Origin of the sequence: Klebsiella pneumoniae subsp. pneumoniae HS11286 (assembly GCF_000240185.1) — a bacterium.
Lineage (GTDB): Bacteria > Pseudomonadota > Gammaproteobacteria > Enterobacterales > Enterobacteriaceae > Klebsiella > Klebsiella pneumoniae.
In genome coordinates, this window is sequence record NC_016845.1 from 2,436,854 (window position 1) to 2,449,837 (window position 12,984).

The window sequence follows — 12,984 nt, forward strand, 5'->3', positions numbered from 1 at the left end:
GTTTCTTGTTATTTCAAAATGGTTACAAATTAACGCCGCTTTGCCTCCCGCGAGGCGGCGTTTATGATGGCGAAAGCATCCTCTCCGATCGGCTGAGAGGGAATTAAGGAGACAGAATGGCAGAACAATTTCCCCGGCTGTCGGCGGCGACGCTGGCGGCGGCTAACCAGGTCGGCGCCTGGCTGGCGCAGGACGATCTGGCGATGCTACCCGCGCTGCCGCAGGTGGACGTGGTGGTGCTGGCCGGCAACGCCGTGATCCCGACCATCGACGCCGCCTGCCGGCTGGCGGCGGAACGGGAAGTCCCGCTGCTGATCAGCGGCGGCGTGGGACATTCTACGAACTATCTCTACGAGGCGGTGCGCCAGGATACCCGTTACCGTATGTTGCCGGTGGTGGGGCGTCCGGAAGCGCATGTTCTGGCCGATATTGCTCATGACTACTGGCAAATTCCGCGCTCGCGGCTGGTGGTGGAGGACCAGTCGACCAACTGCGGCGAGAACGCCCGTTTTACCCGGACCACGCTGGAGAACGGGGGGATCCCTCATCGTCGCGGGATCGTCATTCAGGACCCCACCATGCAGCGGCGAACCATGGCCACCTTCGCCCGCGTCTGGCAGGGGGTGACGACGCCGCCACAGTGGCTGAGCTTTCCCGGCTGCTCGCCGGTGCTGGAGCAGACCGATGGTCAACTGGGGTTCGCGGGCGGCGGGGCGGGGCTGTGGCCGGTCGCCCGCTACCTGGCGCTGCTGCTGGGCGAGCTGCCGCGCCTGCAGGATACGCCTGAAGGATACGGTCCGCGGGGGAAAGACTTCATCAGCCACGTCACCTTCCCGCCGGAGATCATCGATGCCTGGCGACAGCTGCGGGAGGACGCCCAGCTTGCCGGGGCGCTGCAGGCCCGCACCCTCGGCTGAAAACTGCCCGTTTGCGGCAGATTTATCGCAAACGGGCAATTTGTGTTATTGGAATGTAACCTCAAGCGGGCATTTTTGGCCCGGTTTTATGAATCAGCTCACAGAACAGCGTCAATGTGCTGCCGAACAGCGGCTTATCCGCCCGATATTTAACAAAAAAATCACCTGTTAAATACAAATGCACCACAGGAGCAGCCATGACAGCACCCGTTCAACACCCGATGTATATTGATGGCCAGTTCGTTTCCGGTCGCGGCGACGGCTGGATCGACGTGCTTAACCCGGCGACCGAAGCGCTGCTGTCGCGGATCCCGGACGGGACTGCCGAAGAGGCGCGGCTGGCGATTGACGCCGCCGAGCGCGCCCAGCCCGGCTGGGAAGCGCTGCCGGCCATTGAGCGTGCGGGCTGGCTGCGCAAAATTGCCGCCGGTATCCGCCAGCGTGCCGACGAGATCGCCGGGCTGATTGTCGCTGAAGGCGGCAAGATCCAGCAGCTGGCGGCGGTGGAGGTTGCGTTCACCGCGGACTATCTCGACTATATGGCAGAATGGGCGCGCCGTTACGAAGGTGAGATCGTGCAGAGCGATCGCCCGGGGGAGAATATCCTTGTCTTTTAAACGCGCGCTGGGGGTGACCACCGGGATCCTGCCGTGGAACTTCCCGTTCTTTCTTATCGCCCGCAAGCTGGCGCCGGCTCTCATCACTGGAAATACCATTGTCATTAAGCCCAGCGAATTTACGCCCAATAATGCCATCGCCTTTGCCGAGATTGTCCATCAGGTTGGGTTGCCGAAAGGGGTCTTTAACCTTGTGCTTGGCCGCGGAGAAACCGTTGGCCAGGAGCTGGCCGGCAATCCGAAGGTGGCGATGGTCAGCATGACCGGCAGCGTGGCGGCGGGAGAAAAAATTATGGCCGCTGCGGCGAAAAATATCACCAAAGTGTGCCTCGAGCTCGGCGGCAAAGCGCCTGCCATTGTGATGGACGATGCGGATCTGGAGCTGGCGGTGAAAGCGGTGGTGGACTCGCGGGTGATTAACACCGGGCAGGTGTGTAACTGCGTCGAGCGGGTCTATGTTCAGCAGGGCATTTACGACCGCTTCGTCAACCGCCTCGGCGAGGCGATGAAGGCCGTGCAGTTTGGCGACCCGGCGACGCGGGATGACATCGCGATGGGGCCGCTGATCAACGCGGCGGCGCGGGACCAGGTGGCGGGCAAAGTGGCGAAGGCGGTGGCGCAGGGGGCGCGGGTGGCGCTGGGCGGTCAGCCGCTGGAGGGCAAAGGCTATTTTTATCCGCCGACCCTGCTGCTGGATGTACGTCAGGAGATGGACATTATCCATGAGGAAACCTTCGGTCCGGTGCTGCCGGTGGTGGCCTTTTCGACCCTCGATGAGGCGCTGGCGATGGCCAATGACAGCGATTATGGCCTGACCTCCTCAATCTATACCCGCGATCTGAACGTGGCGATGAAAGCGATTAAGGGACTGAAGTTTGGCGAAACCTACATCAACCGTGAGAACTTTGAGGCGATGCAGGGGTTCCACGCCGGCTGGCGTAAGTCGGGGATCGGCGGGGCAGATGGCCGCCACGGCCTGAATGAGTACCTGCAGACCCAGGTGGTCTATCTGCAGGCCTGAGGCACTCCACACAGAACCGGCGGACAGCGCAGGCTGTCCGCCGTTCACTTAGCGGGCAAATTTCTCCAGCACGCGGATCAGTTGGGTGACAAAGCCGTATTCGTTATCGTACCAGGCGACGGTTTTCACCAGCTGTACGCCGCCGGCCTCCACAATCTCCAGCTGGGTAGCATCGTAGATCGAACCGAAATGGCTGCCGATGATATCGGAAGAGACGATCTCCTCTTCGGTGTAACCAAAGGATTCATTGCCCTCAGCCGCCTGCCTCATCGCCTGATTGACCTCATCCGCAGTCACCTTTTTCTCCAGCACCGATACCAGCTCCGTCACTGAGCCGGTTTTGGTCGGTACGCGCTGGGCATGGCCTTTCAGCTTACCGCTCAGGGCAGGGATCACCAGGCCAATGGCTTTTGCCGCGCCGGTAGTGTGCGGGATAACGTTTTCCGCCGCCGCCCTGGAGGCGCGCAGATCTTTTCCGCGCGGCCCGTCCACCAGCGACTGGGTGCCGGTATAGGCGTGGATGGTGGTCATGGTGCCTACGGTGATGCCGAAGGCATCCTGCAGAACTTTGGCCATCGGCGCCAGGCAGTTGGTGGTGCAGGAGGCCACGGAGATGATGGTGTCATCCGGGGTCAGGGTGTCATCGTTGACGTTGTAGACGATGGTTTTCATCTCGCCGGCGGGGGCGGAAATCAGCACTTTGCGCGCGCCGGCCTGGAGATGGGCTTGCGATTTCTCGGCCGAGGTGTAGAACCCGGTACACTCCACAATCACCTCGGCGCCTGCCGCCTGCCATGGAATATGCTGCGCCTCTTTTTCGGCATACACCGTAATGGTTTTGCCGTTGACGATCAGCGCATCTTCGGTAAAGTCGACGCTCCACGGGAAGGGGCCGTAGTTTGAATCATGCTTCAACAGGTAGGCCAGCACCTTTGGCGAAGTGAGGTCGTTGATAGCCACCACTTCCAGGCTGCTGTCGACTTCTAATAAACGACGTAACACCAGACGTCCGATACGACCAAATCCATTAATCCCAAGTTTACTCATGGATATTCTCCGGTTGGTAAAACGACTCGATGTGATGAAACTCCTCCAGGCTTAGCCCTGTCCCCCTGATTGGTCAACTGACAATCTGTGCGCTATGCCAGGGCCTGCGGGCCGGAGAGGGGAAAAGTGAATGTTTTCCCGGTCTTTTTTGCCCGTGACGGCAGGGAATGATTTTTGTTACCAGAGATGAGGGGGCTGCCTGCTGGCGAAACGACGAAAAGCGTCTATGCTTAACTATTGAATAGCTTAGTAAAAAATTGACGTTAGACGAAGGGAGAGGTTATGGGATTCTGGAGAATCGTTTTCACTATCATTCTGCCGCCGCTGGGTGTGCTGCTGGGAAAAGGCTTCGGCTGGGCGTTTATTCTCAATATCATTTTGACCCTGCTGGGCTATATTCCTGGCCTGATCCACGCCTTTTGGGTGCAGACCCGCGATTAAAGGCTGACCCTCGCCGCCTCCCCCTGAGACCGGTTCAGGGGGGCATCAGGCACTCTTTATATAACAGCGTATTATCCTTCGACCAGTAGTGCCGGGTCTCCTCTTCCAGATCGACGATCCACTTAAACACCCCGGCGCTGGCGAGATCCCGGCAGTACTGTTCAAAGTTAATGGCCCGGGCAAAGTGGCGGATAACGGCGGCCCTGGTCAGACAATGGCTGGCCTCAGCGCGAACGCGCAGCAGCCCGCGGGCGCTTTTTACCGAGACCACCTCGTCGTTTGCCATTACGAAATTCATATTGCCGGTGGAAACAAAATAGATGTAGTAGGAGACCTTATGCCGACGCAGTTCATTGGCGAAGGTGGCATAGTCGGCGTCAGAACGCGCTTGCTCAAAAAAATGACCCAGCCTGACCAGCAGTTCCATTTCGATCCTTATCGTGTCGCTGTGTGCGGCTTTGGCCGATAGCGGCAGAAACCATTCACTAAATAACTTATTCGCATTTTAATAATATAGGTGCGTTATATTAATGGTTATTGCGTAACTGGAACACGGTTTCAAGTGTTACAATCTATTGCAATCGTTTGGCTACCTGGTCAGCGATGCGTAAGCGAACGGCGAGGCGGGAACGAGGAGACAAGCGCCGGCGGGGAAGGCCGCCGGCGGGAAAACGGCGCTACTTCTGAATCAAATAGCGAATGGTTGGGCCATCCTGTTGAATATCCAGCACCGTGTAGCCGTGGTTCCTTGCATCAAGCGGAATGTTATTGATCGACTGCGGACAGTCGCTGACCACTTCTAGGATCTCGCCTTTTTGCAGGGAAGGCATTGCCTCCAGGGTAGCGACCGCCGGATACGGGCAGGGTTCGCCGACCATATCCAGGCGATAATCAGGGATGATGTTTTTCATGCGCTCTCCTTCACGGTCCGGACCGCCGCCTGGCGGCGGAAAAAATGTCTCTCCCAGGCGATCACCAGCAGCAGGGCGATCAGCAGCAGTAGATAGGTGGCCAGTAGTCCGCCAAAGGGACCGAAGGCGTTCAGCAGGTTGACTTTCTGCCAGTGGGTGGCGAGGGGGGCGGCGATATCGTCCCAGCACCAGGCGAGCAGCGTTGAGCCGATGACGTTGCCCAGCCCAACCCACCAGTAGTGAACCTGGCCCTCCACCGCCCGGTACATCCAGCCGGTCTCACAGCCGCCGGCCAGCACGATGCCAAAGCCAAATAGTAGCCCGCCAATCGCCGCATTAGGACCGGCCCACATAATTTTCGGCGCCATCCCCAATTGCACATAGCTGAAGATACCGATGGCGCTCGCCGCCATGCCGAAGATAATCGCCTTCGCCATCACCGTCCGGCCGGTGATCCACATATCGCGAAAGGCGGAGGTAAAGCAGATCTGCGCGCGCTCGATAAGCAGACCAAAGCCAATACCGAACAGCATCGCCAGGCCCAGCGCCGGGTGGTCTGCGGCGGTAAGCAGGCCCCAGCCGATCATGGCGAAAAAGACCACCATCCCCAGGCGGAAGCGGCGGCGCGCCTGCTGCGGTTTTTGGGTTAACGGCGAGGCGGCGGACACTTTTTGCATTTTTACCGGGATGCGAAAAAGGGGCAGCAGCGTGAAGCGGGCGCCAAACCAGGAGCCGATGGCGGTGGCGATGGCAAACAGCCAGGCGTGCAGGGAGAACTGCGGAATGCCGGTGAAGAAGGCCGCCAGGTTGCAGCCCATCGCCAGCCGTGCGCCGAACCCGGCGATGATGCCGCCCGCCACGGCCTGCGCAATGCGGATCCGGCTGCGTGGCAAGCGCAGTTTGACGTTATTCGCCCACAGCGCGGCGGCCAGGCAGCCGCCGAACATGCCGATGATCATCCTGCCATCGATGCGGGTCAGCGGCGACCCTTCGAGATGTATCAGCTGGTAATAGCCCCACTGTTCGCTGTGGACGCCCAGCAGCTGCAGCAGCTGACCACCCCAGCGGGTGAATTCGCCGGTCACCGCCCAGAAGGTGCCGGTGATGCCAAAATAGTAGGTAGAGAGAATGCCCGCGGCAATGACCGCCGGGACAGGAGACCAGAACCGGATAAGCCAGGCCTGTTTGAAGGATTGCCATGTCATAAAAATGCCTCTGAACTCAGAAGGTATTAACGGTCGATGACCGACCAAAGGGGGCAAATAGTACCCGCCTTAGCGCCTGCTTTCTCTGTTTTGGATCAAGCCCCTACGCTTGCGTCAGCACGGCAACCAGCGCCAGCAGCGCGGGCAGCGCCTGAATATAGAGAATTTTGCGGCTGGCGGTCAGCGCGCCGAAAATCCCGGCGGCCAGCACGCAGGCCAGGAAAAAGATAACCACCTGCACACCCGGCGCCCCCAGCCACAGCCCCCATGCCAGGCCGGCGGCCAGAAAGCCGTTATACAAGCCCTGGTTGGCCGCCAGCACCCGGGTCTGCCGGGCGAAATCGGCGCTGAGGTTAAAGGCCCGGCGCCCGGCGGGGGCTTCCCAGAGAAACATCTCCAGCACCAGGATGGCGAGATGAATAATAGCGACCAGCGCAACGAGGAGAGTGGCTAACACAGCGGTCCTTAACGATTAGGGGAATGTTTCTCAAGTATAACCGCAGGCGCTCACCAGGCGAGAGGACGACTGCTATAGTGCAGATAGCGTCATATTTTCCCGCCGCGAAGAGCGTCGGTTTATCTGATTGCCCCTTGGTTTAGCTAAGCGGTGCTAGCATGCCGGGTTCTTTTTACGGGTATGGCATAGGTTACTGAATGGTAAATAAATTATGGATTTTGTTATCAGGGCTACTAATGGTTGCCATGCCGTCGGCGCAGGCCGGGGAATTAAGCCTCTACTCGATGAATACCGGTTCCTATGTCTATCATATGACGGGTAACCACGGACAATATAACGAACATTTCAATAACAACTTTTTCTCGGTGGAGCGCAAGTTTTCTCAGGATTCAAAATACAGCGTGCTGGTCGGAACGATGAAAAACAGCTTTGACGATCGTTGCCTGACCCTCGGCGTGCGCCGCGACTGGCTGAAAAACGATACCGGCTGGGTACTGAAAGGGGTGTATGCCTATACCGGGGAATTTTTCTTTGATGCCTTCAGCCACTGTGGGGATTCCGGCACCTACCGCACCGCCAAAAAAATCACCGGCATCGGTTTTTCGCCCTACCTCTATCATGGCCTGCAATATAATTTCACCGATTATTTCGGTGTGGAAGGCGGCATTATTGTGCCGGCGATCTTTGTGATGAGTGTTCAGTGGAGCTTTCGCTAGACGCTTTATTTCCCGGGAAAAGAGCAGGCCACCACAGGTGGCCTGATACTAACGACCTGGCGGCGGGAATTAATGGAAGCCGAGACGGATCAGATCCAACGGGCAGAAGCGGCCCTCGCAGCCGTCGATTTCAACGCAGTCCGCCCGGCGCAACTGCTCAGCGGTTTTCCCCTCGCCATGGATAGCTTTAATCACGCCCGTCGTCCCGTTACCGGCGATCATTACCATGCTGCCGGTAGCAATAGCGTTACGATTACGGTCATAGGTTTTCATGGTCTCCTCCTCAATAAACCTGGGTGAAAGCAATGATTAAGCGCGCAAATTAATACCGCTTTCTGCCTAAAAAAGTTTTGAGGATAATCAAATTTATTTTAATAACCACCTGAGCATAAAGGCAAGAAGACCTTCTGTTCGCTTCCATCGCATCGCCTGCGCGGCGAGGGGATGAAGCGTGATACTGGCCGTCATATGTCAGCCAGGTTACTGTTTTATGACCAGATTATTAACCTTGCCAGCCCGCGGAAAATAGCGAAAGATGGCACTATTCGGGCATCAACGGTGCCAGTGCCTGTCCTGAGGGAGCCATGAATCAAGACGTCACCGCGAAGATGTTAAAGCCCGATTTTGATAGTGAAGTTTCCGGCCTGGTGCATGGCTATTTGTTTCATGAACAGCGCCCCCCGCAGCCGATCGCCTCTGGCGAGGTCTGCGCCCGCTATCAGGCGCTCGCCGATGACAAGGCGTTTATCTGGTTACACCTGAATCTTAATCATGCCACCGCCGAGAAATGGTTAACCAGCCACTTTCCGGTGGCCGATTTTTTCTTCGAGGAGATCCGCAGCGGCTCGCACACCACCCGCATTGAGCGACAGGGGGAAAATCTGTTCGCTGTGCTTAACGATGTGCTGTTTCGTCCGCAGGATACCAGCGCGGAAACCGCCACGCTGTGGCTCTACTGTAGCCCCAGGCTGGTGGTGACGGCGCGCTTCAAACCGTTGCGGTTTATCGAATGGATGCTGCCGCGCTTGCAGACGCTCAGGGTGAACACGTCTACTGAGCTGCTGGCCTTTCTGCTGGAGGAGCAGGAGGAGGTGCTGGAGCAGGTCGTCCGCCAGGCCAGCCGCCATGTTGACCTTATTGAAGAGCGTCTTCTGAGCAATCACGTGCAGCGCAACCGGGCCGATCTGGCGCGGCTACGGCGGATGCTTTTACGCTTCCAGCGGTTGCTGGCGCCGGAGCCGGCGGCGATGTTCCGGCTGCTTAACCGGCCGCCGGCGTGGATGGATCGCGCGGTGGTGCAGGCGTTTCGTCAGTTCACCGAAGAGTTTAGCGTGGTGCTTAACGATCTGTCGGGCCTGATCGAGCGCATCAGTCTGCTGCAGGAGGAGATTGGCGCCCGCCAGCTGGAGCAGAGCAATCGCACCCTCTATACCCTGACGGTGATCACCGTCCTCGCGCTGCCGATTAACATCGTCGCCGGTTTCTTCGGCATGAACGTCGGTGGGATCCCGCTGGCAAGCAACCACCACGGGTTTATCCTGCTGGTGGTGATTGTCGCTGTCTTTACCCTCGGCGCCGGTTACCTGGCGTTTCGCCGGCGCGATGACCTGTAGATTGCGCGTCGAATCAGCTGAGGCTGCGCAGGGCGGCAATCAGTCCTTCGACACCGCGTTCCAGCTTCTCGCGCGGGCAGCCGACGTTGAGACGCAGAAAGCCGTTGCCCTCAGGACCATAGGTATAACCCGGCATAATCGCCACCTTCTGTTCGGCGATCAGCGCCTGCTGTAGCGCGCGATCGTCAACGTTGAGCGGGCGCAGGTCGATCCATGCCAGGTAGGTGGCCTCCGGCGGCTGCCAGCAGAGCGCGGGGAAGGCGTTGTTGAGCGTGTCGGCGACATAGCGCATATTCGCCTGCAGGTAGTCGCGCAGGGCATCGAGCCAGGGAGCCCCGTCGCGGTAGGCGGCGATATGGGCGACCAGCGCCGGCACGGAAGGGGAAGAGAGCCCGTCGCGACCCTTTAGCGCCTGCAGGTAGCTGTCGCGCTCGTTCTCTTCGGGCATAAAGCCGTAGGCCCCGGTAAAGGCCGGAATATTGAAGCTCTTCGAACCGGAGGTGAACAGCGCCCATGGTCCCTGAGCGACCTCGCTCCACGGGATATGGCGGTGTTCGCCCCAGGTCATGTCCATATGAATTTCGTCGCTAATCACCCTGACGCCATGTTTTTGACACAGGGCCGCCATGGTCTCCAGCTCCTCGCGACGCCAGACTTTCCCCGTTGGGTTGTGCGGGCTGCACAGCAGCAGCAGGGTATTCTTTGGCTCCGCCAGCGCCGCCTCCAGGCGGTCCATATCGCAGCGCCACCGATTATCCTTCAGGATCAATGGCACCGGGGCAATCCGCCGCCGGTTAGCGGTGATGGTGTTATAGAACGCATCGTAGGCAGGGGTGTGGACCACGACGCCGTCGCCTTCTTTCGACCACTGGCGGATGGTTTCCGCCACCATATAGATAACCGAGGGTCCGTAGACCACAGATTGCGGATCGATGTCGCTGTTAAAGCGGCTGGCGTACCAGTGGGCAATCGCCCCGAGAAACGCCTCGTTGCGCCAGCGGCTGTAGCCGAACACCCCGTGGGCCAGCCGCTGGCTAACGGCGTCGAGAATACAGGGCGCGGTGGCGAAATCCATATCGGAAATAGTGAACGGCAGCAGATCGGCGGCGCCAAACCGGTCGGCGACATAGTCCCATTGCGTGCACCAGGTGCCGTGGCGATCGATAGGGGTGGCAAAATCAAACATTGGAGCTTCCTTAGCGAGCGCCCCCTCCGTAGCGGAGGGGGACTAGTGGGATCAGGCCTGCACGGTATTCATCAGCGTGGCCATCTCATCTTTTACCGACTGTACCTGCGGGCCAATAACCACCTGCAGATTATGCTGGTTGAGCTGTACCACCCCGATGGCGCGATGGGCTTTCAGCGCGGCGGCGTCCACTTTGCTCATATCGTGCACCGACAGGCGCAGACGGGTAATGCAGTTATCCAGCGAAACAATGTTCTCTGCGCCGCCGAGCGCCGCCAGAATCGCCGGTACGTTATACCCGGATTTGCCGATGGTACCGGCGACGGCTTTCTCCACGCTGGCGGCAGTGTCGATGTCGCGGCCCGGCGTTTTCAGATTGAAGCGGGTGATGGCGAAGCGGAAGATGGCATAGTAGACCGCGAACCAGATAGCCGCCACCACCGGCACCAGATACCACTTGGTGGCCAGGCCATGCAGAATGCCAAACACCACGAAGTCGATGATATTGCCGTCGGTGTTGCCGATGGTTACCCCGAGCACCGCCATGATGGTAAAGCCGAGACCGGTCAGCAGCGCGTGGATGACATACAGGACCGGCGCGACAAACAAGAACAAGAACTCCAGCGGCTCGGTGGTGCCGCCGACCACGCAGGCGATGACCCCGGAGATCAGCAGGCCTTTAATTTTATGTCGGTTTTCCGGACGGGCGCAGTGGTACATCGCCAGCGCGGCTCCCGGCAGGCCGCCGAGGAATGCCGGCATTTTACCCTGCGACAGGAAACGGGTGGCGCTTTCGGCGAAGCCGTGGGTCGTCGGACAGCTCAGCTGCGCCTGGAAGATGGTCAGCGCGCCGCTGACGCTGTGGCCGCAGACGTCGAGGGTGCCGCCGGCTTCGGTAAAGCGGATCAGCGCCACCAGAATATGGTGCAGGCCAAACGGCAGCAGCAGTCGCTCGCCGGTGCCGAAGATCATCGGCCCAAAATCCCCGGCGCTGTTGATCATCTTCCCGAGGGCGTTGATCCCCATGGCGAAGACTGGCCACACCAGCGGGATCGCCAGCCCGACCAGCCCCAGCACCACGGTGGTGACGATCGGCACGAAGCGGGTGCCGCCGAAGAAGGCCAGGGCGTCCGGCAGGCGAATGTTATGGAAGCGTTCATGCAGCAGCCAGACGATAATTCCGGCGATCACCGCCCCGAGGATCCCGGTATCGATTGACGGAATGCCGATAATGTTCTGGATATTGTTGGCCTTCAGGATCGCGGCGTCGGTGGTGGGCAGAATACCCTTCGCGGTCAGCCAGAAGTTGACCGCCAGGTTCATGACCGCGTAGCCAACGAAGCCGGCGAAGGCGGCGACGCCTTTGTTCTCTCGCGCCAGACCCAGCGGGATGGCGATACAGAACATGACCGGCAGGAAGCTGAAGGCAAAGGAGCCGACCTTGCTCATCCAGATAAAGATGGCCTGCAGCAGCGGCATATCCAGCCACGGCAGCAGAGTCAAAACGTCGTGACTGCTTAGCGAGCTGCCGATCCCCAACATGATCCCGCAAAACGAGAGCAACGCTACGGGCAGCATGAAGGTTTTTCCCAGCTGCTGGAAAAATTCCCATAAGGTGATTTTTGGTGCTGTTTTCGCCGTCATAGCACGGTTCCTGATTCATAAGTGGTCGGGAGAACTAACGCCACGGCAAGATAAAACGTTTTATCACTTTTTAGTGCGATAAAAATCACATATTCAAGCGATAATAAGGTTTATAAAGATCGCACAATGATAAAACGATTTATCGACAGGCAAGGGAGTCAGCCAGCAGGTTATGGCAATCGCAAAAAAGATCACCATCAATGATGTGGCGCTGGCTGCCGGCGTCTCCGTGAGCACCGTTTCGCTGGTGCTGAGCGGCAAAGGGCGCATCTCCAGCGCCACCGGCGAGCGGGTTAATCAGGCTATCGAACAGCTGGGATTTGTGCGCAATCGTCAGGCGGCCTCGCTGCGCGGTGGGCAGAGCGGCGTGATTGGCCTTATCGTCAGCGACCTGTCAAAACCGTTTTATGCTGAATTAACCGCCGGCCTCACCGATGCCCTGGAGAGGCAGGGGAAAATGGTATTTCTCACCCAGGGAGGCCGCAGCGGCGAAAAGATGGCCCAGCGGTTTGATACGCTGGCGGCGCAGGGGGTGGACGGGGTGATTATCGCCGGGGCGATCGACCGCGGGAGCGAGCTGCGCGAGCGTGCGGCGGAGGCGGGGGTGCCGCTGGTGTTTGCTTCCCGCGCCAGCTATCTTGACGATGTCGACCTGATCCGCCCGGACAACATGCAGGCGGCGCAGCTGGTGACGGAGCATCTTATCCGCCGCGGCCATCAGCGGATCGCCTGGCTCGGCGGGCAGAGTGCTTCGCTGACGCGCGCCGAGCGGGTCGGCGGCTATTGCGCCACCTTGCTGAAATACGGCCTGCCGTTTCACAGCGAATGGGTGCTGGAGTGCGAGTCCAGTCAGAAGCAGGCGGCGGAGGCGATGACCGGCCTGCTGCGCCAGAATCCGACCATCACCGCGGTGCTGTGCTACAACAACGTGGTAGCCACCGGCGCGTGGTTCGGTCTGTTACGGGCTGGAAGACAGAGCGGGGAAGATGGCGTCGAGAGCTACTTTGAGCAGCGGGTGGCGCTGGCGGCGTTTGCCGACGTGCCGGAGGCCGCCCTCGACGACCTGCCTCTCACCTGGGTGACCACCCCGGCGCGGGAGATGGGGAAAAGCCTGGCGGATTCGATGCTGCGGCGGCTGGAAGAGGGGACTGGCGAGACGCGAAACCAGATTATGCCCCCGCGGCTGGTGACGCGAAAATGAGGGAGACG

Annotated in this window: 16 protein-coding genes and 1 other annotated feature; of the genes, 7 read left to right on the forward strand and 9 right to left on the reverse strand. The window is 59.3% G+C overall.

Annotated features, from left to right (window positions below; genetic code table 11):
* The first annotated feature begins 116 nt into the window (after positions 1–116).
* The gene (locus tag KPHS_24020) at positions 117–917 is read left to right on the forward strand and encodes a YdcF family protein (protein ID YP_005226702.1); all 801 of its coding nucleotides are present in this window, start codon (positions 117–119) and stop codon (positions 915–917) included.
* Between the two features lie 61 nt (positions 918–978).
* On the opposite strand, the gene KPHS_24030 is transcribed toward KPHS_24020, so the two are convergent.
* Entirely contained in the window at positions 979–1,116 is a 138-nt protein-coding gene (locus KPHS_24030; protein ID YP_005226703.1) for a hypothetical protein, read from the reverse strand.
* Between KPHS_24030 and KPHS_24040 the strand changes: the two genes are divergently transcribed.
* A complete protein-coding gene (locus KPHS_24040; RefSeq protein YP_005226704.1) occupies positions 1,115–1,534 on the forward strand; it encodes an NAD-linked aldehyde dehydrogenase A in 420 nt (139 codons plus the stop codon). The two genes, KPHS_24030 and KPHS_24040, sit on opposite strands and share 2 nt — an antisense overlap.
* Positions 1,115–2,555 (forward strand) — a sequence feature (potential frameshift: common BLAST hit: gi|238894516|ref|YP_002919250.1| aldehyde dehydrogenase A). (Overlaps the previous gene by 420 nt.)
* Positions 1,524–2,555, forward strand: a complete 1,032-nt coding sequence (locus KPHS_24050; protein ID YP_005226705.1) for an aldA, aldehyde dehydrogenase A — start codon at positions 1,524–1,526, stop codon at positions 2,553–2,555. (Overlaps the previous feature by 1,032 nt.) Before KPHS_24040 ends, KPHS_24050 begins: the two co-directional genes overlap by 11 nt.
* Positions 2,556–2,603: 48 nt before the next feature.
* On the opposite strand, the gene KPHS_24060 is transcribed toward KPHS_24050, so the two are convergent.
* Positions 2,604–3,602: a glyceraldehyde-3-phosphate dehydrogenase gene (locus KPHS_24060; protein YP_005226706.1), complete on the reverse strand. Its 999-nt coding sequence runs from the start codon at positions 3,600–3,602 to the stop codon at positions 2,604–2,606.
* Positions 3,603–3,884: 282 nt separating this feature from the next.
* Between KPHS_24060 and KPHS_24070 the strand changes: the two genes are divergently transcribed.
* The gene (locus tag KPHS_24070; protein YP_005226707.1) at positions 3,885–4,043 is read left to right on the forward strand and encodes a YqaE family transport protein; all 159 of its coding nucleotides are present in this window, start codon (positions 3,885–3,887) and stop codon (positions 4,041–4,043) included.
* A gap of 34 nt (positions 4,044–4,077) precedes the next feature.
* On the opposite strand, the gene KPHS_24080 is transcribed toward KPHS_24070, so the two are convergent.
* The 4 genes from KPHS_24080 to KPHS_24110 form a co-directional block, all read right to left on the reverse strand.
* Positions 4,078–4,470, reverse strand: coding sequence for a DUF1398 domain-containing protein (locus tag KPHS_24080; RefSeq protein ID YP_005226708.1), 393 nt, complete (start codon positions 4,468–4,470; stop codon positions 4,078–4,080).
* Between the two features lie 250 nt (positions 4,471–4,720).
* Positions 4,721–4,954, reverse strand: coding sequence for a sulfurtransferase-like selenium metabolism protein YedF (locus KPHS_24090; protein ID YP_005226709.1), 234 nt, complete (start codon positions 4,952–4,954; stop codon positions 4,721–4,723).
* Positions 4,951–6,159: a paral putative membrane component of transport system gene (locus tag KPHS_24100; protein YP_005226710.1), complete on the reverse strand. Its 1,209-nt coding sequence runs from the start codon at positions 6,157–6,159 to the stop codon at positions 4,951–4,953. Before KPHS_24100 ends, KPHS_24090 begins: the two co-directional genes overlap by 4 nt.
* A 103-nt stretch (positions 6,160–6,262) precedes the next feature.
* Positions 6,263–6,616: a DUF1304 domain-containing protein gene (locus tag KPHS_24110; RefSeq protein ID YP_005226711.1), complete on the reverse strand. Its 354-nt coding sequence runs from the start codon at positions 6,614–6,616 to the stop codon at positions 6,263–6,265.
* A 236-nt stretch (positions 6,617–6,852) separates the two neighbouring features.
* Here KPHS_24110 and KPHS_24120 point away from each other — a divergent pair, with 236 nt between their 5' ends.
* Positions 6,853–7,332: a hypothetical protein gene (locus tag KPHS_24120; RefSeq protein ID YP_005226712.1), complete on the forward strand. Its 480-nt coding sequence runs from the start codon at positions 6,853–6,855 to the stop codon at positions 7,330–7,332.
* Positions 7,333–7,401: 69 nt separating this feature from the next.
* Here KPHS_24120 and KPHS_24130 read toward each other — a convergent pair whose 3' ends face one another.
* Positions 7,402–7,605 (reverse strand): putative selenium delivery protein YdfZ, encoded by a 204-nt coding sequence (locus tag KPHS_24130; protein ID YP_005226713.1) that lies wholly within the window; start codon positions 7,603–7,605, stop codon positions 7,402–7,404.
* 311 nt (positions 7,606–7,916) lie between these two features.
* Here KPHS_24130 and KPHS_24140 point away from each other — a divergent pair, with 311 nt between their 5' ends.
* The gene (locus KPHS_24140) at positions 7,917–8,945 is read left to right on the forward strand and encodes a putative Mg2+ and Co2+ transporter (RefSeq protein ID YP_005226714.1); all 1,029 of its coding nucleotides are present in this window, start codon (positions 7,917–7,919) and stop codon (positions 8,943–8,945) included.
* A 13-nt stretch (positions 8,946–8,958) separates the two neighbouring features.
* On the opposite strand, the gene KPHS_24150 is transcribed toward KPHS_24140, so the two are convergent.
* Both KPHS_24150 and KPHS_24160 read right to left on the reverse strand, forming a co-directional pair.
* Complete coding sequence (locus KPHS_24150; protein ID YP_005226715.1) at positions 8,959–10,131, reverse strand: bifunctional PLP-dependent beta-cystathionase, repressor of maltose regulon through interaction with MalT; 1,173 nt, start codon at positions 10,129–10,131, stop codon at positions 8,959–8,961.
* A gap of 51 nt (positions 10,132–10,182) precedes the next feature.
* Entirely contained in the window at positions 10,183–11,775 is a 1,593-nt protein-coding gene (locus KPHS_24160) for a PTS system maltose and glucose-specific transporter subunit IICB (protein YP_005226716.1), read from the reverse strand.
* Positions 11,776–11,947: 172 nt separating this feature from the next.
* Between KPHS_24160 and KPHS_24170 the strand changes: the two genes are divergently transcribed.
* On the forward strand, positions 11,948–12,976 hold the full coding sequence (locus KPHS_24170; protein YP_005226717.1) for a DNA-binding transcriptional repressor MalI: 1,029 nt from the start codon (positions 11,948–11,950) through the stop codon (positions 12,974–12,976).
* Positions 12,977–12,984 lie beyond the last annotated feature (8 nt).